We start from the raw sequence: 21,474 nt of genomic DNA, 5'->3' as shown, positions 1-21,474 counted from the left end.
AATGGCGGAACGGATCGTCATCGTCGGGGCAGGACAAGCGGGCTTGGCTGCGGCGGTCAAGCTGCGACAAGAAAAATTCCAAGGCACCATTACCCTTCTCGGTGCTGAAGGCGTCTTGCCCTATCAGCGCCCTCCGCTCAGCAAAGCCTATCTGCTTGGCAAATTAGAGGCGGACCGCCTTTCGCTTCGCAACAGCGACTTCTATCAGCAGCAGAAGATCGATATCCGGCCGAACCTACCGGCACTCTCGATAAATCGCGCCGCCAAGACTGTCGCTACTAGGGATGAATGCCTTCCCTACAATCATCTCATTTTGGCGACCGGATCACGACCGATCCGACTGCCGGCGCGCATGACGGAACGGGTCGACAGGATCTTCTACCTGAGGAGCAAAGCCGATGCGGATGCTTTGCGCCCGTTCTTGCGTGACGGCGCACGGATATTGGTGGTCGGGGGTGGCTACGTTGGGCTGGAAGTGGCCGCGGCCTCTCGACAGGTCGGCGCGACGGTGACGGTTGTCGAGATGGCGCCACGTATATTGAACCGCGTCGCGGCTGAACCAACGGCGGCCTATTTCCGCAACCTGCACCGCTCCCAAGGCGTCGAGATTCGCGAGGGCATCGGCCTGGTCGGCCTTAAAACGGACGGAGCGGCGGTCCTAGCTGCGCTGGCAGACGGATCGTCCCTGCCCGTCGATGCGGCTGTGGTCGGGATCGGCGTCCAGCCCGACACAGCGCTTGCACGCGAGGCTGGGCTCGAAATCGACGGCGGGATCGTGGTCGACGGATTTGGCCGAACGTCCGATCCTTTCGTCTGGGCGGCCGGGGATTGTGCGACGTTCCTGCACGATGGAGAGATGACACGACTAGAATCCGTGCCGCATGCCATAGATCAGGCGGAACACGTGTCTCGCAACATTCTGGGCGCAGCTATTCGCTACCGCCCTCGCCCGTGGTTCTGGTCGGATCAATACGCAACGAAGCTACAGATCGCCGGTCTCAATCGGGGCTACGACCGAACGACAGTCGCGCCCGGCGCAGCGGAAGGCAGCATGACGGTTTCCTATTTGAACGGCGACCGGCTTCTCGCGGTCGACTGCCTGAATGATGCGCGCAGCTTCATGCAGGCGAAACGGCAGCTTGGCTTGTAAGCTCATGGCATGGGTTTAATCAATTCCAACATTACGGTGAGTTCGTCATCGGTCTACTATCTCGGACGGTCGCCTAAAACAGCGTCACCATTGCCGATATCATGCTTGTCGATTCCTCACTCACCGGCAAGGTTGAAGCCCTTGAGTTTTCCGGCGGACTGTCACGGCAGAGCAATGGCTCGAGCTCTCACGCCCCTGCGACCGACCGCGTGGAATAAGCCGATTGTGATACTGGAGGAGTGGTAGGGTACAGTACCGGTATTTGCTCCTAGTAAGCCAATCCCTTTCAATCGGAAAACGTCGCTATTGGTTAGTTAATGAAGCAGATTCTGATTCACAAAATTCCGCCGTCTCCCGCAAGAGCCATTCGCGAAATGCTCTAACAGGCTTTGGAGGCTCCCGCCCCTCCGGTGACACAAGATAGTAATTGCTTCTGCTTCGCACCCGGTGATGTGAGGCGACAATCAATTGCCCGCTGTCTAGTTCAGGTTTGATAAGAAAAAGAGGCATCAAGGCTACGCCGAGACCCGCGATGCAAGCTTGAGCAACACCGAGAAACTGCTCAAAACCCATATTTGGTCGCGGTTTGCCGTTGATTCCCAGGCTTGAAAACCAGTCCTCCCAAGCAAGCGGTCTCGAGCGCATTTGGAGAAGCGGTAAGCGTAAGAGATCCTGCTCCGCGACAATTGCACTGTCTTTCAAAAACGCCGGGCTGCAAACTGGTGCGACAATCTCCTCCATAAGAAACGTACACTCGCCGTTCGGCCAGTCATCGCCGCCGATGTAGATGGCCGCGTCTATGCCTTCGCTTGCGAAATCGAAGACCCCGATACGCGATGCAAAATTGAGTGTCACCTCGGGATGCTCAGACACGAAATTCGGAATGCGAGGTAGAAGCCACCGCGTCCCAAACGTCGGTAGAATGGCAAGGTTCAGCGTTGCCGATGGCGAGCCTGTTATAGCATGCAACGAGGCACTTCGGATCAGCGCAAGAGCCTCTTGAATCGATTTGTGGTAGACGATGCCCTGAGGCGTCAACGCCACACCGCGGCCGCCACGTATGAATAGCGTCGTGTTAAGCCGCTCCTCAAGCGTCAAAATCTGGCGGCTTATTGCAGCCTGGGTCAATGTCAGCTCAACCGCGGCAGCAGAAAAACTTCCGAGGCGGACGACGGAATCGAATGCCGCTAGTGCGGTTGTCGAGGGTAGCAGACGACGTTGTAATGGATCCATAAGCTATAACTACAACTCATACCTCGATGAGTAAACATCGTTTCTCACTGCACGGATTTGCTGACATCCTAGCGGAAGTCCAAATGTGAGATACGACGATGACGTTCGCCTGGAACGACCCTTTTCTTCTTGATGATCAGCTTGCGGAAGACGAGCGGATGATCCGCGACACAGCAGCGGCTTTCGCCAAAATAGAATTGCTACCTCGCATTCAGGAGGCCTATCTTGATGAGGTCACAGATCCAGAGCTGTTTCGCCTCATGGGTCGAGCCGGGCTTCTTGGAGTAACATTGCCAGAGGAATACGGCGCGGCGAATGCGAGTTATGTGGCATACGGCCTCGTTGCCCGTGAGGTCGAACGCATCGATTCCGGGTACCGCTCTATGATGAGCGTGCAGTCCTCACTGGTCATATATCCAATCTTTGCCTACGGCTCCACCGATCAGAAAAAGAAATACCTGCCGGGCCTTGTTTCCGGCGACTTGATTGGCTGCTTCGGCCTGACGGAACCGGACGCCGGGTCGGACCCGGGCAGCATGAAAACCCGCGCGGAAAAGATCGAAGGCGGCTATCGTCTGCGGGGTGCGAAAATGTGGATTTCCAATTCGCCAATCGCCGATGTTTTCGTCGTGTGGGCCAAATCCGAAGCACATAACAATGAGATCCGCGGCTTCGTGCTCGAAAAAGGCATGAAGGGCCTTTCGGCTCCGAAGATCGGCGGCAAACTGAGCCTGCGCGCCTCGATCACCGGCGAGATCGTCATGGACGGCGTCGAGGTCACCGAGGACGCACTGCTTCCGAATGTCTCAGGCCTCAAAGGCCCCTTCGGGTGCCTTAACCGAGCGCGATATGGCATCTCTTGGGGCGTCATGGGTGCGGCGGAGGACTGCTGGATTCGTGCTGTGCAATACGGTCTTGATCGCAAGCAGTTTGGCAAGCCGCTCGCGGGTATGCAGCTCTATCAGAAGAAGCTCGCCGATATGCAAACGGAGATCGCACTCGGGCTTCAGGCATCGCTGCGTGTCGGACGGCTCCTCGATGATCATAAGATGGCGCCCGAAATGATTTCCATCGTCAAGCGTAACAACTGCGGCAAGGCCCTCGATATCACTCGGCAAGCCCGCGATATGCATGGCGGCAATGGCATTCAGATCGAGTATCACGTTATGCGTCACGCGCAGAATCTTGAGACTGTCAATACGTACGAGGGAACGCATGATGTCCATGCTCTCATCCTCGGCCGCGCTCAGACCGGCATTCAAGCGTTCTTCTGATCCCCATCACCGAGGAAAATACAATGTCGCAAGCACCGCTCGCCGGACTGAAGGTTGTGGAACTTGCTCGCATTCTGGCAGGCCCGTGGATCGGCCAAACCCTGGCAGAATTGGGGGCCGATGTCGTCAAAATCGAAAGTCCGAATGGTGACGACACCCGCCATTGGGGCCCGCCTTACATCGACGAAGGCGAAGGCAAGCGTTCGGCCGCCTATTTTCACGCGTGCAATCGGGGCAAAAGATCGATGATTGCGGATTTCAACTCAGACGATGACATGAGAGCTGTTCGTGCGCTCATCGCGTCCGCCGATATAGTCATTGAGAACTTTAAGGTCGGAGGGTTAAGGAAGTTCGCCCTCGATTACGAGAGCCTCCGATCGACTCATCCGCGCTTGATCTATTGCTCCGTGACCGGCTTCGGCCAAACTGGCCCATATGCGCACCGGCCAGGTTATGACTTCATGATCCAAGGCATGAGCGGCATCATGGATTTGACAGGAGAGCCCGACGGATCGCCGCAAAAAGTGGGTGTCGCGTTCGCCGACATCTTTACGGGCCTTTACGGCGTCATCGCTATTCAGGCTGCTCTGGCCGCACGCGAAAGCAGCGGTTGTGGCCAACACATCGACATGGCGCTTTTCGACTGCATGGCTGCGGTATTGGCCAATCAAGGCATGAATTTCTTGGCTTCGGGAGTTACGCCGAAGCGCATGGGTAATACCCATCCGAATATTGCGCCGTATCAGACCTTTCCAGTTGCTGATGGCTATATCATCGTCGCCTGTGGAAACGACGGCCAATTCTCCCGCTTGTGCCAAGTGTTGGCCATGCCTGAGCTGCCTGGTAGCGAAGCGTTCGCGACAAACGCTCAACGTGTCCAGAATCGGCTTCTTCTTGAGCGAACGTTAGCCACAAAGACGACTTTGTGGACCCGAGACACTCTTTTAGAAGCGCTCGAAAAAGCCACCGTGCCGGCTGGGCCGATCAATACGGTTGGCGACTTGTTTGCCGACGAGCAGTTCCGTCATCGCCAGATGCTCGTCGAACTCGATGGCGTGCCAGGCCTACGAGTGCCGATCAGATTCTCGGGAGCCTCATTCAACCCGTCCCGCCGATCGCCCAGGTTGGGTGAGCACACTGCGGAGATCTTGGCCGAACTCGGTCTTGGCGATGATGTTAAAGGAAGGATTCCATGAAGATTCTCGTCCCGGTGAAGCGGGTGGTTGATTACAACGTGAAGATCCGTGTGAAGCCGGATGGTTCGGGTGTCGAGCTTGCGAATGTGAAGATGTCGATGAACCCGTTCGACGAGATTTCGGCCGAGGAAGCGCTGCGGCTGAAGGAAGCCGGCAATCAGTTGAAGGGACTCGAACTGCCGACCGCTTCCGGCGACTCGAAATAGGACAAGAAATTCCACACATCGCCCCTGCCCTCTGCCGTTTAGAGGCATTGCCGATAGAGGTGAAGATGGTGACTGTCACACGCCGGCACCCAGGGTGATAAGAAGTTCGTCCAATTGACCGAACTGCTCGGGCATAGCGTCTTCCATGCCGACGAAAGACTGGTCGAGCGCTTCTTTCGATGGATAGACCTCTTGCAGGACGAGCAACGTCCTGCCGTCCTCTTCCTTGAAGGTGACGGTCGTGACGGCGCCGTCATTCCTTTCGTCATTGGTCCAGACGAGGCGCGAAGGCGGCGAGACTTCGATATACTTACCGAAGAAGGCCATGGAGTTCGAAGCGTCGCGCCCGAACGTGATGCGATAACCGCCCCCGGTGCGAACATCCATCTCGCAGGAAAGCAGGGGTACGCCGCTCGATTTCGGCGCCCACCACAGCTTGAACAATTCGGGCTTGGTCCACGCGTCAAACACGAGGCGAACCGGGCCGTTGAAAGTGCGGGTCACCACGAGTTCGCGCTCGGACCTCCGTTCGACTGCTGTGCGGCCGTCACTCGCTCTGTTGCCCATCGATTTTCTCCTTCCGTTTCAAGGCTTCAACGACTTCGTCCAGTGCGTCGAAGCGTGCGTTCCAGATCTGGCGGCGCGCTTCGATCCAGGCCGCCTCTTCATCGAGCCCGCCTAGGCTGAGCCTACAGGTCCGCACACGTCCCACCTTCTTGGTCGTAACCAGCCCCGCCTGCTCCAAAAGGCCGACATGCTTCTTCATGCCCGTAAGGGTCATGTGGAACTTCTCTGCAAGCTCCGTGATCGAAGCATCCGCACTCCCGAGTTGCTCCAGAACGCCACGTCGAGTGGCGTCGGAGAGCGCGGCAAAAGAGGCATTAAGGCGAGCTGTCGAAAACTGAACCATATGGTTCAGTATCTACACGCCAATCGGTCTCACGCAAGCGGCAGAGACCGGCCGTTTACGTGATCGGCTCGCAGCAGACCTTCTAATCGTTCGTCATGTGCCGACTGACCATTCCGGAAGAGTTTGGTCTTGAATTTCGACATTCCGCCGGTGAACTTGAAGGTCGCCATCGATTTGCGGAGCTGATCAACCTCGCGGTCGGTAAGGTCGGCGCAAACCATGGCAACCTACATGGCGCTCTCTTCAAAGAGCGGCATGCCGAGTGTCTTGCGGCATTTTTCTCCCTGCTTCCTATGCGCAAATTCGTAGCACCTTGATGGCCAGGCGCGTCACGACGACAAGGTCGCCGGACGATCGCGGGCGGCCGGACGTTTGGCAAAGTCGCCGATACTTTTGCGCATGTCGGCGCCGGTCACATGCCCATACTCGGAATCAGCGTAACATTATCGTTCGCGAATATTCGGTCGGTTTTGCGCTTCGCCTGACGACCCGCGAAAATCCACATGACCGCCGATTGACACACGGTTCTCGGGAGGAACGTGTCATGCAAAGACGTGGGCCGGTTTCTGCTTTATTTCTTTCACTTATGCTGTCGACAGCCCTCATTCCGGCCGCTGCTCAAATGAGCAAGCAGGGAACAAGTGGCAAGGATTTCGAGGCTTCGGTAGCCGAGCAGGCGAAGCGGTATCTCAAAGAAGGACGGGAGACGTTCCGCTTCGACACATTTGGCAGCGAAGACTTTTGGGGCGGCAAGCTCAAGCTTCACGAGGCGATTGCGGGCGAAAAGGCCGGCGGCGTCGGGCCGGGCCTCAGTCCTGAAAAGGCTCTTGAATTGGGTTTGAAGGTCGATGTGAGCGCACTTCCCAAGAAGGTAACCGAGGCACTGAACAAGGGCGAGGTTGATCTCAAGGATCCGGCAAGCACCCTCGTTCTACTCAAGTCCAATGCGGTCGTTGGCGTGACGGGTTTCTTTAGCGAGGATGGCAAGACGCTGAGGTCAGTCGGCATCCAGTGCTCTTTGTGCCATTCGACAGTTGACGACACGTATGCACCCGGAATCGGGAACCGTCTCGACGGCTGGCCCAACCGTGATCTCAACATTGGCGCAATCGTCAGCTTGGCGCCCGATCTCACCGCCTTTACCGACATGCTGCATCTCAGCGAAGAAGAGGTGAAAAAAGCGCTCTCTGCTTGGGGTCCCGGCAAATTCAATGCGGAGCTCAATCTCGACGGCAAGGCATTCCGGCCGGACGGCAAGACCGCCGCCACGCTCAATCCTCCAGCGTTCGGGCTGGCGGGTGTGAACAACCATACATGGACGGGGGCATGGGGCACGGTAAGCTACTGGAATGCTTATGTCGGCAATCTGGAAATGCACGGAAAAGGGGTGTTCTACGATCCGCGTCTGGACGACGCCAAAAAATATCCAGTCGCCGCCAGGACGAAGCAGGGCCATAAGCAGCATAAGGAGGACCGGATTACCCCCAAGCTGCCAGCGCTTCAGTTCTACCAGCTTGCGCTGACGGCGCCGAAGCCGCCAGAAGGCGCTTTCGACAGTGCCGCCGCAGAAAAAGGAAAAGCCCTTTTCAACGACAAGGCAAAATGCGCCACCTGCCACGTGCCGCCGATCTTCACCGAGCCCGGATGGAACTTGCACAAGGCGGAGGAGATAGGGATCGACGACTTCCAGGCGATGCGTTCTCCAGACGAGCGCTACCGGACGGCGCCTCTTCGTGCATTGTGGGATGCGGAAAAGGTCCACAAAGGCGGGTTTTACCACGACGGCCGGTTCGCCACCCTCCAGGACGTCGTAGACCATTACGACCGTCACCTCGACCTTAAGCTGACCGATCAGGAAAAAGGTGAGCTGATCGAATATCTGAAGTCGATTTAACCGCGCCACGATGAAGCTGCGATGTACTCGCCTGTTTGTTTTCTGGTGGGTGGAAGTGCATTCGCTGAATAGGAAGCGGCTGCATCGATGTGCGACGAGGGCCTGAACTAAGATGGAAGTCCTCGCGCCGAGAGTGTGGTGGCACCGATCCTCCTGAATGAACCACAACTGAATGATGTCTTCAGCATCGGTTCCAACGACAGCTTCTAAAAAGAAGATGTTCAACCGGTCCCGTCTGCTAAAGGAGACGCAGTCATGATCCGCAATTCTTTCATCGCAACCGCATTCGTTGCTCTCGTCGGCGTTGCTACCGCCGCCCCCGCCATGGCCAACGATGTACACATCGACCAATATGGCTGGGCTAACTCGGCCGGCGGCGCCCAGGAAGGGTTCAGAAACCGGATCAGGGTCTATCAGAATGGCGGTTACAACAGGATGGTGGGCCAGCAATATGGTCGCCACAACCTTTCTGCCGTCGGCCAGGAAGGCGACGGCAACTACGGCGCCACCTATCAAAATGGCGACCGCAATGTTGCCGGCATAGGCCAGTTCGGTTCCAACCATGCCACCATCCTCACACAGGACGGCAACGGCAATATCGCCGCCGGCGTTCAGGTGGGGCATGGCTGCAACGCCAATGTCAGCCAGGGCGGCAGCGGTAATGTCGCTGCCTTCGTTCAGGCCTGCCCGTAACCGACAACCACCGGCGACGCGGCCAGAAGAAACCGTAGTCGCGGCGACGGAACGTCAAGGAGACGAACCATGCCACATGTCGTCAATCATCCGCGCCGTCTTATTGCGGCGTTCGCTTTGGTCCTCCTCCCCGCCGGCGCACTGGCGGCCATGGTCGCGACCGATCAATCCGGAGGGGGCCTGCGTTGCGAGATCCGCGCCACGCCGGAGGCAGGCATGGTCACTTTGGAGGCGCTTGCCCGGGCTGACAAGCGCGTCAGCGGCAACTACACTTTCCATGTGAAGAGTGCCGGAAGTGCAGGCGGTTCCAATATCGATCAGAGCGGAGCCTTCGATGCCACTCCAGGACGCGCCGTCACACTCGGCTCCGTCTCGCTCCGCTCCAAAGCCGGCGCCTACGACGCCACGCTTGATATCACCGCTGGCGACAACACCGTCCGGTGTGCGCGGCGGATCGACGAGGCGAACTGACCGTATTCGCAAAATCCACCACAAAGGGCGCCGGGTTTCCGGCGCCCTTTGTGGTGTCAACCCCTGCCGACACGACTGAATGATAACTGAACAGGGAATTCCGATTGGGTTCAGCCGCAAAATGCGAGGGTTGGCCATTGGCTTGAGGACAGCCGGAAAATGGAGACTAGGATGACCCGCAAAATGTTCAAGATCATTACCGCCACTCTTCTTGCCGGCAGCATCGGCCAGGCGGCTATGTCCGTACCGGCCCATGCGGGCGGCCGGATCTCCGTAAGCTTAGCTCCGGCCAACACCGAAGATGCTGGTATCTTTGCGACCGGTCTCCGTTTTTACTCGCTGTATCGCGGCCTGCGCGATGGCGATATCCGGCAGTCCGGCCATGGCAATGTTGCCGGCATGGCTCAGAACGGCCGCGGCAATCTTGGCATTATCCAGCAACAGGGCAACGGTCACTCGGCAACTTTGCAGCAGAACGGCAACGACGATGCTTACGGCATTTTCCAATACGGAAAAGAAACCAGCGCCGATGTGGTGCAGGATGGTGATGGCAGGAGCGGCGCTACCTTCAGCTATGGTTGGTAGCGACAGTACAGCGGAATCGAGAAAAATTATCGCGTTGTTTAAAATGCCGATAAGCAGCGGCATTTCCTATTTTAAACTGAGCGACGCCGGCGTCGTCGCCAGCGCGAACGCCCGCAGTGATGCGTCGCGCGATCGTCAATTCCAATGGCTATCATGCTGACGGGACTGGGGCTTTGATTTCCTGAATCCTTCGCGACAGGCCGGTAATGATAACGACGGTCGCAAAATAGGTAATCACCTGCAGCAAGGTAGGCTGTTCCATATAGCCGATCAGCGTGTGCAGTATCCGACCGACGATGCTTGCCTCCGCCAGGGCGCCCGACGTGTCCCATACCGTGCCGTCCAACCAGGTGACGAGATTGGCGGATTCCAGAAAGCCGACGGCCTGTGCCGCCATGCCTGCCGCCAGCAGTGTGACCATGATTCCCGTCACGCGGAAAATATGCTTCGGCGGAATGCGCACCAGTCCGCGGAAGGTCAAATAGCTCAAGGCAGCGCCGAGGCAGAGCCCCAAGACACTCCCAATCGCCAGGGAGACAGGTGCCTCGTTACCGCTAACGAAAATGCCATAAAGAAAAAGGACTACCTCGGCCCCTTCTCGCAAGACAGCCACCCCAACCACAACAGCGAGTGCTGCCAGGCTCTTCGAGCCGGTGGCAACCGATTTGCCGACGGACTTGAGTTGATCTACAAGTTCCCTGCCGTGCTGAGCCATCCAGATGTTATGCCAAGCGAGCATGAGAACGGCCAAGACGAGGATGCCTGCATTGAGCAGTTCCTGCCCCGAGCCCGCAAAGGCCGCGGCGATTGTACCTGTAAACAACGCCACGATGCAGCTACCAAGGACGCCGGCCAGAACGCCGGCCATGATCCAGAGCGCCCGGCCGGCGACCCCGCGCGTGACGGCGGCCACAATTCCGATCACCAGACCGGCTTCAATGATTTCCCGGAAAACAATAATCAACGCGGCCGACATGGCTGCAATCCTTACTCGGCGATGAAATATCCCTTGGCAACGTCTTCGTGAAACTCATCGACGAAGAGGAACTTGCCGGCGGATTTCGCCTTCACATTCGCCGTAATGTCACCACCGCCCTGGACAACCTTTTCGATCTTCAGCGGCTTGGACTCGATCTCCGCGGGAGCGGCATTCAAATTCTTGAATTTCACCACGACGTTCTGGCCCACCGGAATCTTCACCTCGGCCGGGGAGAAGGTCGTTCCCTTCAGCGTGATCTCGATTGTCTGTGTTTCAGCGTGGACTGGCCAGGTCAACGCGGCGGCCATAAGTGCCAGGGTGGTGATTTTCGCCCTAAGCCTCTGGATCGAGTTGACCGAACGACTTGGCCCGCGTAGATGCGACCCTGGCCATCGCATGCTCCGATAGTGAATTCGCCTCCCTTTTCTATCCCGACCCGCAGGAGCTCTGCCGGCGAGTGCGCCCGGGACGGGACGGCTCGGACGACAGCACGGAATAGCACGACGCTGCCCAGCGCTTGCGAACGTGCCGAATATCGGCAACGCTCAAATCATTCTCACCAAGAAGAGCCCATACAAATCCAAGAAATCTTTTCCGCCTGCGGGACATTCCCGACATGCGAAAAATCTCGTGGTTAGGCGGTATATCGCCACCCCGGCACAGACGGGTCCATCAACGACCAAATCGAGCCCTTGATTATTCTCCCTGAAAGAGCGAAGGGAGTACATCACTGTTTGGTTTCTCGGATGGCCCAATGTTGAAGGTTTTTGCCATAGCGGCAATTGCAGCAGTAACCGTTATGTCAGCAACTCCCTCATTCTCACAAAGCATTGAGATCGGTCCTGGCGGTGTGCGTGTTAATCCCGGCCTTGAGCCGCCGCCTCGCGACATGGGTATTACTGAGCGCCAAGCGGTTCGCATAGCACGCCGCGAAGGCTTGCAGGACGTGGATAGCGTCACTCGAAGAGCAAATGTTTTCATCATACGCGGTGTGGATCGCGATGATGACGACATAAAAGTCGTGATTGATCGGCAAACGGGTCGAGTTCTCTCGGTTGAATAGGGATAGGCGCTTGCCGATGTAACGGCTCGTGCCGCAAACATCGTCGATTTCGGGTTCATTCGGTGACAACGGCTCGTGTGTTTGTTCGCAGCTTTCCGCACCATCGCCCGCCGCAGAAGCGACCGACTGGCAGCCTGAATGTCCAAATCTTTACCGCCTCAAAAACTGCGCGCGCGATTGCAGCGTACCTTCTGATCTTCTCAGTGAAGGCAGCCATCGGTTCAATGAGCCACCATCAAATCCAGTCGCAACAACAGAATGGCGGACCTGCCCTCGAGATTTGATCGAAGATCTCAACCGACGACGATTTCCGCGTCTGAGTTGTACAGAGATAACGTCACATCCCCGTGGTGCGTTTGGCATTGTGATTTCGGACGATAATTGACAGCTCGCTCGTCACAGGCATCGCCGGTGCAATGGCATTGTATGAGGTGCTTCGCCGTTGTACTCTATAGTACCGATAGGCGCAGCGTGCTCGAGCTGTAGCCGAGCCGAAGCCGATCGCGTTTCAACCCGTGAATAAGTAGCCGCGGATATGGAACTTATCGTCGCCCTTGGCCTGATTGTCTTCAAGGTCGCCTTTCTGATTGCGATCCTTCTGCTGCTGCCCTTGCCCCTGACCTGGCTGGAACGCAAAATCGCCGGTCACATGCAGCAGCGAATGGGCCCGATGCGTGTGGGTTGGCACGGGCTGCTGCAGCCGATGGCAGACGGGATCAAGCTCTTAACCAAGGAAGACCACATTCCGGCCGAGGCTGACCGCTTTCTGTTCAAACTGGCGCCAATCCTGGCGCTCGTCCCACCCTTTGTGGTGTTCGCCGCGATCCCCTTTGGCGAAAATGTCTCGGTCCTTGGCGCCAAGATTACGCTTTATGTCTCCAACATGAACGTTGCGATCCTTTTCGTCTTCGCCGTCATCGGGATCGAGGTCTATGGCGTCATCTTCGGCGGCTGGGCCGCTAACAGCAAATATGCTGTCCTGGGTAGCCTCAGGACGTGCGCGCAGATGATCAGCTACGAGATCCCGATGGGATTTTCGGTCATTGGCGTGGTGATGCTGGCGCACTCCATGAGTCTGCTCGAGATCGTGCGAGCGCAAGCCGATGTATGGAACATCGTCTATCAACCGATCGGCTTCTTCGTGTTCTTTGTCGCCGGTCTCGCCGAAGCGCAGCGCATTCCCTTCGATTTGGCGGAAGCGGAAGGCGATCTGGGGGCCGGTTTCCATACCGAATACAGCGGCATCCGCTTCGCATTCTTCATGGTCAGCGAATATGCAATCGTACTGCTGGTGTCAGTCCTGGTGGTGATCCTGTTCTTCGGCGGCTGGAACGGCATATTGATCCCCTTGCCGCCGCTCCTCTGGTTTCTGCTCAAGGTCGCGTTTTTCGTCTATTTGTTTATATGGTTCCGCTTCACCTTCCCCCGCTACCGCTACGACCAACTGATGGCGATCGGATGGAAAGTCTTGCTTCCTCTGTCGATCGCGAACATAATTATTAGTGGTATTGTTTTCTTTTAGGAGCCACAGCGGGCTCCGCAGCGAGGCGACAATGTCGCGCGCAGGACAGATTTGGAACATGGATCGGCTGGGCATTCTTCGCCGATCTGGTGAGCGGTTTGGCTTTGACCTTCCGCTACATGTTCTCCAAATCCGTGACCATGCAATATCCTGACAAAGAAAAATGGTTGCCCTATTCGCGCTACCGCGGCCACCACTTTCTGACGCGCGACGATGAGGGCGAGATCAAATGCGTGGCGTGCGAACTCTGCGCGCGCATTTGTCCATGCGACTGCATCGAAGTCATTCCCTACGAGGATGCGAAGGGCAATCGTCACCCGGCAAAATTCGAGATCGACACGGCCCGATGCCTGTTTTGCGGGCTTTGCGAGGACGCCTGCCCCGCGGACGCGATCGCACTTGGCCAGCAATACGAATTCTCGAGTTTTTCCTCCCGTGACCTGGTGATCGGACGCGAGGATCTGCTCGGCAAGCCGGGCAAGGCGACAACCGGCGGCGGCGTAGTCGCTGCGCGCCTGAACACCGGACAGGACGTCCGGGTCGAGACCAGTGAACCGCAGGGCTACAACTGGTGGCGGAATATCCGGCGAACGTGAAGGCGCTTGCGTGAAGCCGGAGCGTGCAGACAGGAGGCTCAGATGCATGTTTGCCAAATCTTGAAAACCAAATCGCCCGAGCTCATCTCGATCAGACCAGATCGGCCGATGGTTGAGGTTCTGCGGCTGTTTCGGGACAACAACATCGGCTTCGTGGTCGTAGGCCGTAAGCCCGGGGAATGCCTGGGCACGCTGTCCGAGCGTGACTGCTGCAACGCAGTGGCTGAATACGGAACCGAAGCACCCATGATGCGGGTCGCCGATATCATGAACCGCAAAGTAGCGACCTGTACGACAGAGGATCTGCTGCCCTATGTGATGGCGATCATGACCAAACGGCGCACGCGCCATGTGCTGGTCATGGAAGGCAGCACCCCTATCGGCGTGGTGAGCATCGGCGACGTGGTCAAGCACCGGCTCGACGAATCGATGCGCAACGAGCAGGCGCTGCACGAATACATTGCCGGGACCGGTTACCACTGATGGCCCCGGCCTGATGTCCAGAGGCGGGACCAATCTGTCAGCGAGGATCCCTCAACGCAGACTCTCCGGTCCCGCCGCGACGCCGGCGACCGTGGGAACCTCGAGGGCCGCGTGCGCCTTTCGAACATCGACGGGGCATGGATATTCGCCCCGCCGCATCAGCGTGTTGAGACGCAGGACTCTGTAGTTTTCGGGAACAAATACGAGGCCTTCGGGAAAGTGCCTGTTGACCTTCAGCTTTGCCGTCAGTTCGCCCCGAGCAGACCGCACGGTGACCAGATCACGATCCGAAAGGCCGAGTTGCGCGGCGTCCTGCGCGCTCATCTCGACATAGGGGTCATCTGCGACCGTATTCAGGATCTCCGAGCGCTCGGAGAGATATCCGTTGTGGAATAAGCAGTCGCCGGTGATGAGCATGAGCCGGTCGGCTGCTTTCGGTGCAGCAGGCGACACGAAGAAGTCATCAGTCGATAGCGCTGGGACCGCCTTGGTGAACGCGCCATCGGCGCCAAGCCCGTGCTGTGTCAGCCCCTGGTAGGCGGGAATGAGTTGGCTAATTTCGGCAAAAACTTCGCCTTGCATCGATGGCTGCAGCGCTTGGTTGCGGAGCGCTGCGACGAAGTCGAAGATCGCCAGATTGCCTCGCGCTTCGAAGGCGGGTTCGCGAAATTTGCGGACTGTTTGGATACGGCCCTCGTTGTTGGTGAAGGTGCCGGATTCCTCACCGTAACCCGCCGCCGGTAGAACGACCTCTGCCAGGCCCGCCGTATCCGTGAGGAATGTGTCCTGCACAATCAGGAGATCGGCGGAGCCAAGCGCTCGCGTGACGAAATCTCTGTCCGGATAGGCGATCAGCGGGTCGGCTCCGGCGATATAGAGTGCGCCCATCTCCCCACCGACGCAGCGCTCCAGCATGGCGTCGAGACCAGCGCCGGGTTCAGACGGGATTTCGGCACCCCACTTGCCTGCGAGAGTTGCGCGCGCCGGATCATCGGTGACCGCCCGCAGTCCGGGCAGAGCCGCCGGCAGAACTCCCATGTCCCAGGCGCCCATCTGATTGGCACGGTCGAAAAGGAATTGCATCGCAGGGTTCTTGCCGAGCAGGTGGAGAACCCGCATCAGGTTGTTGAGCTGTTGCAGCGTCGCCCGCGCTTCGGGTGATCTCAGCAGCTCAACGCTGACGAGCACAGTAACGCTGCGGCCTTTATTGAGCGCTGCGGCCAGGCGATCCGGCCCATCCTTGCCGGTACTCGCTCCCGGCCTGCCGATTTTTGCGCTGATATCTGCCAAAGCGTTACCCAGCAAGGTCTGGTCAGCGGCGGCCACGAGCCCGGCTGCCACCGCCGCGAGGCTCGCTGCTTCCCCGGCGGGGGGAGCGCGAACAACCACCCGGGCATCGGCGTCGAGACGGGATGGCCGCGCCGAGAGCATGAGCAATGCAGCATGGCGCCGCCGCGCGCTGTCCCGCAGCATGTATTCAGTGACGGGGTTCTCCTCCGTGACATTGCCGCCAATGATGAGCACGCAGTCGTTGCCGATCACTTCGTAGAGCGGCGCGCGGCTGTAAAAGCTTGTCACCAACGGACCGAGTATATCGAAGGGAGTGGACCAGCGCGTCGAACAGTCAATGTTGTTGGTCCGGAACACCGTCCGCATCAGCTTCTGGAATTGATAAAGCACTTCGTTCGGCAAACGCGGCGAGGCCAGCCCACCGGCAGCTTTGTTCTCGACAACAGACAGCCGCCGGCGCAAATAGTCCCCCGCTTCGTCCCAGGAAACCGGGATCAGGGCGCCGTCACGACGGATCATCGGCCGCTTGATCCGGTCCAGGCTCGAGACGAAATCCAGACCGAAGCGTCCCCGCACGCAGAGCGTTTCGCGGTTGAGCCCCTGATCCCACTTGGAGCGGACCCGCATGAACTCGCCCTTACGCCTGCCCACCGTTAGCTGGCAACCCGTGCCGCAATGTGGGCAGACAGTATCGGTCTCCACCAGGTCCCAGGGCCGCGCCTTGTAGCGATAGGGGAAGCTCATCAGCGCGCCGACCGGGCAAACCTCGATGCAATTGCCGCATTGATCGCAACTCGCGAGACTGCCCTCGAAACCGGTGACGGCGGTGTCCATGCCTTTTTCGACGGTGCCGAGCGCGACCGCGCCGACGACCTCCTCACACATCCGGACGCATCGCTGACACTGGATGCATCGGTTGACGTTCATGATGACCACGGGGCTGAGACGGATGTCTTCAGAGTGGAATACGCGCTTTTCGTCGCGGAATCGGCTTTCGCGGGGCCCGTAGGCCATCACCATGTTCTGAAGCTCGCATTCGCCGCCCTTGTCGCAGATCGGGCAATCGAGTGGGTGATTGGCAAGCAACATGTCGAGCATGGACGAGCGCGTTTCCTCGATGAGCGGCGTGTTCGTCCGTACCACCATGCCGTCGGTGACCACGGTGGCGCAGGACGGCTGCAGCCGCCGCAGCCCCTCGATCTCGACCAGACACATGCGGCAGGAGGCGAGCGCGGGCAGGCGCTTCAGATAGCAGAAAGTCGGGATGTCGATGCCCAAACGCTGGGCGGCCTGCAGCACTGTCGAGCCAGCCTCAACTTCCAGCGTTTGTGTGTCGATCGTAATGCTAACCATGGCTTCCTCACGCCTCTCACCCAACGCGCACCTCAGTGAAACGGGCACCTCCGCTCCTCGATATGGGCGACGAATTCAGATTCGAAATGCTCCAGCGCCGCCCGCAGCCCCATGGCCGCGCCGTCGCCTAGAGCACAGAATGTATTGCCGAAAATGCCCTTGCAGAGCGCCTTTAGCTGTTCGAGGTCGCCCGGTGCGCCCTCTCCGGCCTCAATGCGGCGCAGCACCTTCACGACCCAGTTCAACCCCTCGCGGCAAGGCGTACACTTGCCGCAGGACTCGTGGTGGAAGAACTCGATGATCCTGGTGGCGACCTTGACCACGCAGGTTGAGTCGTCGATCACGATCACCCCGGCGGAGCCCAGCATCGAGCCGACAGCCGCCAGCGAGTCAAAATCCATTCCGACGTCCAGACCTCGCTCGGGGATCAGCGGCGCCGAGACGCCGCCGGGGATCACCGCCTTGATCTTGCGCCCGGGCAGCGCCCCACCGGCGTGGTCCTCGACCAGTTCGCGCAGCGGTATGCCCATCGGTAACTCGTAAAGGCCGGGTTTGCGCACCTGTCCGCTGAGGCAGTAGAGCTTCGGGCCGGGGCTCTTCTCCGGGCCGGTGTCACGGAACCAATCAGCCCCCCGCATAACGATATGCGGCACGCAGACCAGCGTCTCGACATTGTTGATGACGGTCGGGCTGGCATAGAGCCCGGCAACAGCGGGAAATGGCGGTTTCAATCGCGGCTGAGCCCGCTTGCCCTCGAGCGACTCGAGCATTGCAGTCTCCTCGCCGCAAATATAGGCCCCCGCTCCGCAGTGGATGTGTATGGTGAAATTGAAGTCCGAGCCCAAAATGCCTCTTCCGAGGTAGTGCTTTTCATGAGCTTCGGCGATCGCTTGCTCCAAGCGCCGTATCGCCGTTACATATTCTCCGCGAATATAGACATAGGCCGTCTCGGCTCCAATTGCGTAGGCGCTTACCGCCAGCCCCTCGATGAGCTGATGCGGGTCGCGCTCCATGATGATCCGGTCCTTGAAGGTACCCGGTTCGCCCTCATCGGCGTTGCAGCACAGATATTTCGGCTTATCGGCCCGCTTCGGCACGAAGCTCCATTTCATGCCTGTAGGGAATCCAGCACCGCCGCGACCACGCAGGTTGGATTTCTTGACGAGCTCGACGATCTCTTCGGGCGTATGCTCGTTGAGCACTTTTGCCAGCGCCTGATAGCCGCCTTCAGCCTCATAGGTCGAGAGCAAATGGCCGTCGGGCACTCCGATATTCTTGAGAAGAACCGGCTCGAACATGACTAGGCTCCCGGCGGCCGCACAGAGGCGTGCTCAATGCTCGCTGCCCGCCCCTCTACCGCCCGAAGGCGGTTCAAGAGTGCATCAATCCTCGCGATGTCGAGGTTTCCGTGATAGTCGTCGCCGACCTGCATCGTCGGAGCCATCTCACAAGCGCCGAGGCATTCGACCGTCGAAAGCGTGAACAGCCCGTCCGGAGTGGTATCGCCCTTCTTGATCCCCAGCACCGCTTCCAGATACGTCAGCAGGTTCTCGGATCCGCATAGCATGCAGGAAACATTGTCGCAGAGCTGCAGGTGGAACATCCCTACCGGCTCGGTATGGAAGTGGGTGTAGAAGGTCGCCAGTTCGTAGACCCAGATCCGCTCGACGCCGAGAATGTCTGCAACCTCTTCCAGCACCGGGCCGGGCAGATGGCCATGTTCCCTCTGAGCGATCAGAAGCGCGGGCATGATGGCCGAGCGCCGGTCGGGATACCTCACTGCCGCTTCTTCGATCTTTTCGCGCATGGTCATCGCGTCCAAATTCCTACTACTTATCCACCTCCGCCATCACGGGGTCGAGGCTGCCCAGCACGGCGATCATGTCCGCCAGGTAACGAGCGTTGGTGACCCCGAAAAGTGCCTGAAGGTTGACGAACGAGGGTGCCCTCACCTTCATGCGGAACGGCTTTGGTGACCCGTCGCTGATGATGTAGAAGCCGAGCTCGCCCTTCGGCGCTTCGATTGCCGAATAGACCTCACCCTTCGGCACTTTGAAGCCGTAGGCAGACAGGTCGAAATGCTGGATGAGCGCTTCCATCGAACAGTGCACGCGATCCTTATCCATTGGGAAGGCGATTGTCGGCATGTCGATCTGGAACGGACCCTCCGGCATCTGCTCGATGCATTGTTCGATGATCCGGACGCTTTCGCGCATCTCATCGACCCGGCATCGCCAGCGTGCGTAGCAATCGCCCTCGTTGCGGGTGATGACGTTGAAATCGAGCCGATCATAAATTTCGTAGGGTTCGTCGCGCCGAATGTCCCAATCCACTCCGGAAGCGCGCAGGTTCGGGCCGCTGAGGCCCAGATCGATAGCGTCCTCGGCGGAGATCACGCCGACGCCTTCAGTGCGCTTGAGGAATACCCGATTATTTTCGAGCAACCGCTCATAGTCGCGAATCCGGTTCGGGAAGATGTCGCAGAACTCCCGGATCTTGGTCAGGAAACCGTCAGGCAGGTCTTCGCGCAACCCGCCAACCCTGCAGAAGGAGGTATGCATGCGCGCACCGGTAATCATTTCCAACAGGTCCATGATCATTTCGCGTTCGCGCATGGCGTAAAGGAGCGCGGTCATGGCGCCGAGGTCCATCGGCAGCGCGCCGGTGATTAGGAGATGGCCGGATATCCGCGCCAACTCCGCCATCATCACGCGGATATACTGCGCCCGCGGCGGTGCTTTTATGCCGAGGAGTTTTTCCACCGCCAGCGCAAAGGCCAGATTGTTCGAAGGCGGGCAGAGATAGTCGAGCCGGTCCGTCAGCGGAAAAATCTGGGTATAAGTGAAGCTTTCCGCCAGCTTTTCGGTGCCGCGGTGGAGGTAGCCGATATGCGGGTCCACGCGCTCGACGCACTCACCATCCAGTTCAAGAACGAGCCGGAGAACCCCATGAGTGCTGGGGTGCTGGGGGCCGAGATTGAGAAGCACTTCCCTGGTATTGAGCGCTTCGCCTTCCGGCCTGCTGAGCTCGGTGACTTCGGTCATCTCAACTTTCCGGCGTCGAACGGCCTCCCCCTGGAATATCCCTGGTGGCGAGGTCCGGCTGCGTTGGCGGCGGACCTTCGGCACCGAGGGGGTTCAGCTTGTCCTTGTAACCGCGCAGGGGAAAATCCTTGCGCTGGGGAAAGCCCGCGAAGCCCTCCCACATGTAGATCCGGCGCAGATCGGGATGCCCCTCGAACCTGATGCCATACATGTCCCAGGCCTCGCGCTCATGCCAGTTCGCCGTACGCCAGACGCCTGTGACCGAGGGAAGCTGCGGGGGGTCACCAAGCCGGCATTTGATGCGAACTCGCCACCTGTTGGGGAGCGAATAGAGATGGTAAACCGCTTCGAACCGCGGCGTTTCGGGATAATGATCAACTCCGCAGATGTCCGAAAGAAAATTGAACTGCAGCGCCGGATGTTCTTTCAGGAATCGGCAGAACTCGACGATCTTGGCAGGAGGAACAGCAAAGGCATGAATGGCGTGGGCGACGCCGAGATCCTCGATTGCTCCCCCGAAACGCTCCATGATCAGGGCGGGATTGAGAGACTGCTCCACGCTCATGACGTTGCAACCCGGTCCAGAGGCGTCCCGGCCAGCGCGCGCGACCTCTTGATCTTCTCCTGAAGCAGGAGGAAGCCATGCATCAGCGCCTCGGGCCGGGGCGGACAACCGGGCACATGCACGTCGACGGGCACGAAGGTTTCCGACCCCTGCACCACCGCGTAGGTGTTGTAGACCCCGCCTGAAATAGCGCAGGTGCCCATTGCGATCACCCAACGCGGTTCCGGCATTTGGTCATAAAGCCGCCGCACGACGGGCGCGAATTTTCGGGTCACGGTACCGGCGATGATCATCACGTCGGACTGTCGCGGCGAAGGGCGGAACACCACGCCGAAGCGATCAAGATCATAGCGAGCGCACCCCGCCGAAATCATCTCAATGGCGCAGCAGGCAATTCCGAAGGTCTCAGGCCATAGCGCCGACCTTCGGCTCCAGCTAATAATGCTGTCGGCCGTCGTGAAAAGCACGCTGTCGCGGATCGCATCGTTTACGCCTCCCATTCCAGCGCTCCCTTCAGCCAGGCGTAGGCGAAGCCCACAAGAAGCAGCAACATGAAGACGAACATCTCAACATAGCCGACCAGTCCAATCTCTTTCAGGACGACAGCCCAGGGAAAGAGGAACATTGCTTCGACATCGAAGACGACCAGCAGGATGGCGAGAATAAAAAACGGCACCCTGAAGCGACCGCCGGCAGCCTCTCCGGCCGCGTCCATCCCACATTCATAGGGCATGTTCTTCGCCGGATAGGGATTGGATGGGCGTAGTAGCGAGGAGACGAAAAGCGTCACCGTCGCCACCAGAACGACTCCGGCGACCATGAAAAGAACCGGCAAGAATTCCATTGCAGTCATATCACACTGCACCGGTCACCCAACTGGGGGCTTTCCTCGGGCGGCGACCAACCTTGTTTGGGACCGATAAAGCGGTCGCTCCGGAAAGCGGCTTGGGCAATCCTTTCCTGAGTT

Annotated in this window: 24 protein-coding genes and 1 pseudogene; 12 read left to right on the top strand and 13 right to left on the bottom strand. The window is 58.7% G+C overall.

Annotated elements, in window-relative coordinates:
• The first annotated feature begins 1 nt into the window (after position 1).
• On the top strand, positions 2-1,150 hold the full coding sequence (locus QDY28_RS17035; protein WP_331382855.1) for an NAD(P)/FAD-dependent oxidoreductase: 1,149 nt from the start codon (positions 2-4) through the stop codon (positions 1,148-1,150).
• 303 nt (positions 1,151-1,453) lie between these two features.
• Here QDY28_RS17035 and QDY28_RS17030 read toward each other — a convergent pair whose 3' ends face one another.
• Positions 1,454-2,383: a LysR family transcriptional regulator gene (locus QDY28_RS17030; RefSeq protein ID WP_331382854.1), complete on the bottom strand. Its 930-nt coding sequence runs from the start codon at positions 2,381-2,383 to the stop codon at positions 1,454-1,456.
• Positions 2,384-2,481: 98 nt separating this feature from the next.
• On the opposite strand from QDY28_RS17030, the gene QDY28_RS17025 reads away from it, so the two are divergent.
• The 3 genes and pseudogenes from QDY28_RS17025 to QDY28_RS17015 all read left to right on the top strand — a co-directional run.
• Complete coding sequence (locus QDY28_RS17025) at positions 2,482-3,657, top strand: acyl-CoA dehydrogenase (protein ID WP_331382853.1); 1,176 nt, start codon at positions 2,482-2,484, stop codon at positions 3,655-3,657.
• A gap of 23 nt (positions 3,658-3,680) precedes the next feature.
• The gene (locus QDY28_RS17020) at positions 3,681-4,853 is read left to right on the top strand and encodes a CaiB/BaiF CoA transferase family protein (protein ID WP_331382852.1); all 1,173 of its coding nucleotides are present in this window, start codon (positions 3,681-3,683) and stop codon (positions 4,851-4,853) included.
• Positions 4,850-5,008, top strand: a pseudogene (locus QDY28_RS17015) (electron transfer flavoprotein subunit beta/FixA family protein); the annotation flags it as partial. The gene QDY28_RS17020 and the pseudogene QDY28_RS17015, both read left to right, overlap by 4 nt.
• Positions 5,009-5,134: 126 nt before the next feature.
• On the opposite strand, the gene QDY28_RS17010 reads toward QDY28_RS17015, so the two are convergent.
• From QDY28_RS17010 to QDY28_RS17000, 3 genes are read right to left on the bottom strand one after another with little or no spacing between them, the layout of a single operon-like run.
• Positions 5,135-5,626, bottom strand: coding sequence for an SRPBCC family protein (locus QDY28_RS17010; RefSeq protein ID WP_331382851.1), 492 nt, complete (start codon positions 5,624-5,626; stop codon positions 5,135-5,137).
• The gene (locus tag QDY28_RS17005; protein WP_331382850.1) at positions 5,607-5,969 is read right to left on the bottom strand and encodes an ArsR/SmtB family transcription factor; all 363 of its coding nucleotides are present in this window, start codon (positions 5,967-5,969) and stop codon (positions 5,607-5,609) included. Before QDY28_RS17005 ends, QDY28_RS17010 begins: the two co-directional genes overlap by 20 nt.
• Positions 5,970-5,998: 29 nt before the next feature.
• On the bottom strand, positions 5,999-6,190 hold the full coding sequence (locus QDY28_RS17000; RefSeq protein ID WP_331382925.1) for a hypothetical protein: 192 nt from the start codon (positions 6,188-6,190) through the stop codon (positions 5,999-6,001).
• 323 nt (positions 6,191-6,513) lie between these two features.
• On the opposite strand from QDY28_RS17000, the gene QDY28_RS16995 reads away from it, so the two are divergent.
• The 4 genes from QDY28_RS16995 (at position 6,514) to QDY28_RS16980 (ending at position 9,612) form a co-directional block, all read left to right on the top strand.
• Positions 6,514-7,863: a hypothetical protein gene (locus QDY28_RS16995; RefSeq protein WP_331382849.1), complete on the top strand. Its 1,350-nt coding sequence runs from the start codon at positions 6,514-6,516 to the stop codon at positions 7,861-7,863.
• 255 nt (positions 7,864-8,118) lie between these two features.
• A complete protein-coding gene (locus tag QDY28_RS16990; protein ID WP_331382848.1) occupies positions 8,119-8,556 on the top strand; it encodes a curlin in 438 nt (145 codons plus the stop codon).
• A gap of 69 nt (positions 8,557-8,625) precedes the next feature.
• Positions 8,626-9,027, top strand: a complete 402-nt coding sequence (gene csgH / locus QDY28_RS16985; protein WP_331382847.1) for a curli-like amyloid fiber formation chaperone CsgH — start codon at positions 8,626-8,628, stop codon at positions 9,025-9,027.
• A gap of 171 nt (positions 9,028-9,198) precedes the next feature.
• Positions 9,199-9,612 carry a curlin gene (locus QDY28_RS16980; RefSeq protein ID WP_331382846.1) on the top strand — a complete coding sequence of 138 codons (414 nt, stop codon included), beginning with the start codon at positions 9,199-9,201 and terminating at the stop codon, positions 9,610-9,612.
• Between the two features lie 151 nt (positions 9,613-9,763).
• Here the strand turns inward: QDY28_RS16980 and QDY28_RS16975 are convergent, their stop codons facing one another.
• Both QDY28_RS16975 and QDY28_RS16970 read right to left on the bottom strand, forming a co-directional pair.
• Positions 9,764-10,588: an FTR1 family iron permease gene (locus tag QDY28_RS16975; protein ID WP_331382845.1), complete on the bottom strand. Its 825-nt coding sequence runs from the start codon at positions 10,586-10,588 to the stop codon at positions 9,764-9,766.
• 11 nt (positions 10,589-10,599) lie between these two features.
• Complete coding sequence (locus tag QDY28_RS16970) at positions 10,600-10,989, bottom strand: cupredoxin domain-containing protein (RefSeq protein ID WP_331382844.1); 390 nt, start codon at positions 10,987-10,989, stop codon at positions 10,600-10,602.
• A gap of 356 nt (positions 10,990-11,345) precedes the next feature.
• On the opposite strand from QDY28_RS16970, the gene QDY28_RS16965 reads away from it, so the two are divergent.
• From QDY28_RS16965 to QDY28_RS16950, 4 genes are all read left to right on the top strand, one after another.
• On the top strand, positions 11,346-11,654 hold the full coding sequence (locus QDY28_RS16965; RefSeq protein WP_331382843.1) for a PepSY domain-containing protein: 309 nt from the start codon (positions 11,346-11,348) through the stop codon (positions 11,652-11,654).
• Positions 11,655-12,189: 535 nt separating this feature from the next.
• Entirely contained in the window at positions 12,190-13,176 is a 987-nt protein-coding gene (gene nuoH / locus QDY28_RS16960; protein WP_331382842.1) for an NADH-quinone oxidoreductase subunit NuoH, read from the top strand.
• Between the two features lie 62 nt (positions 13,177-13,238).
• Positions 13,239-13,772 (top strand): NADH-quinone oxidoreductase subunit I, encoded by a 534-nt coding sequence (locus QDY28_RS16955; RefSeq protein ID WP_331382922.1) that lies wholly within the window; start codon positions 13,239-13,241, stop codon positions 13,770-13,772.
• Positions 13,773-13,814: 42 nt separating this feature from the next.
• A complete protein-coding gene (locus QDY28_RS16950; RefSeq protein WP_331382841.1) occupies positions 13,815-14,255 on the top strand; it encodes a CBS domain-containing protein in 441 nt (146 codons plus the stop codon).
• Between the two features lie 51 nt (positions 14,256-14,306).
• Here QDY28_RS16950 and nuoG read toward each other — a convergent pair whose 3' ends face one another.
• Genes nuoG through QDY28_RS16915 form a run of 7 tightly spaced genes read right to left on the bottom strand, consistent with a single transcriptional unit; the run spans position 14,307 to position 21,360 of the window.
• The gene (nuoG, locus tag QDY28_RS16945; RefSeq protein WP_331382840.1) at positions 14,307-16,898 is read right to left on the bottom strand and encodes an NADH-quinone oxidoreductase subunit NuoG; all 2,592 of its coding nucleotides are present in this window, start codon (positions 16,896-16,898) and stop codon (positions 14,307-14,309) included.
• Between the two features lie 32 nt (positions 16,899-16,930).
• Positions 16,931-18,196 carry an NADH-quinone oxidoreductase subunit NuoF gene (gene nuoF, locus QDY28_RS16940; RefSeq protein ID WP_331382839.1) on the bottom strand — a complete coding sequence of 422 codons (1,266 nt, stop codon included), beginning with the start codon at positions 18,194-18,196 and terminating at the stop codon, positions 16,931-16,933.
• A gap of 2 nt (positions 18,197-18,198) precedes the next feature.
• A complete protein-coding gene (nuoE, locus tag QDY28_RS16935) occupies positions 18,199-18,711 on the bottom strand; it encodes an NADH-quinone oxidoreductase subunit NuoE (RefSeq protein ID WP_331382838.1) in 513 nt (170 codons plus the stop codon).
• 16 nt (positions 18,712-18,727) lie between these two features.
• The gene (gene nuoD / locus QDY28_RS16930) at positions 18,728-19,942 is read right to left on the bottom strand and encodes an NADH dehydrogenase (quinone) subunit D (protein ID WP_331382837.1); all 1,215 of its coding nucleotides are present in this window, start codon (positions 19,940-19,942) and stop codon (positions 18,728-18,730) included.
• 1 nt (position 19,943) lies between these two features.
• Positions 19,944-20,507, bottom strand: a complete 564-nt coding sequence (locus QDY28_RS16925; protein ID WP_331382836.1) for an NADH-quinone oxidoreductase subunit C — start codon at positions 20,505-20,507, stop codon at positions 19,944-19,946.
• Complete coding sequence (gene nuoB, locus QDY28_RS16920) at positions 20,504-21,007, bottom strand: NADH-quinone oxidoreductase subunit NuoB (protein ID WP_183939994.1); 504 nt, start codon at positions 21,005-21,007, stop codon at positions 20,504-20,506. The genes QDY28_RS16925 and nuoB overlap by 4 nt, the downstream gene beginning before the upstream one ends.
• Positions 20,995-21,360 (bottom strand): NADH-quinone oxidoreductase subunit A, encoded by a 366-nt coding sequence (locus tag QDY28_RS16915; RefSeq protein WP_331382835.1) that lies wholly within the window; start codon positions 21,358-21,360, stop codon positions 20,995-20,997. Before QDY28_RS16915 ends, nuoB begins: the two co-directional genes overlap by 13 nt.
• Between the last annotated feature and the right edge of the window lie 114 nt (positions 21,361-21,474).

Source organism: Rhizobium sp. BR 362, assembly GCF_036528765.1.
Taxonomy (GTDB): domain Bacteria; phylum Pseudomonadota; class Alphaproteobacteria; order Rhizobiales; family Rhizobiaceae; genus Rhizobium.
Note: the sequence above shows the minus strand (reverse complement) of the source record. Positions and strands in the feature narration are given on the sequence as shown.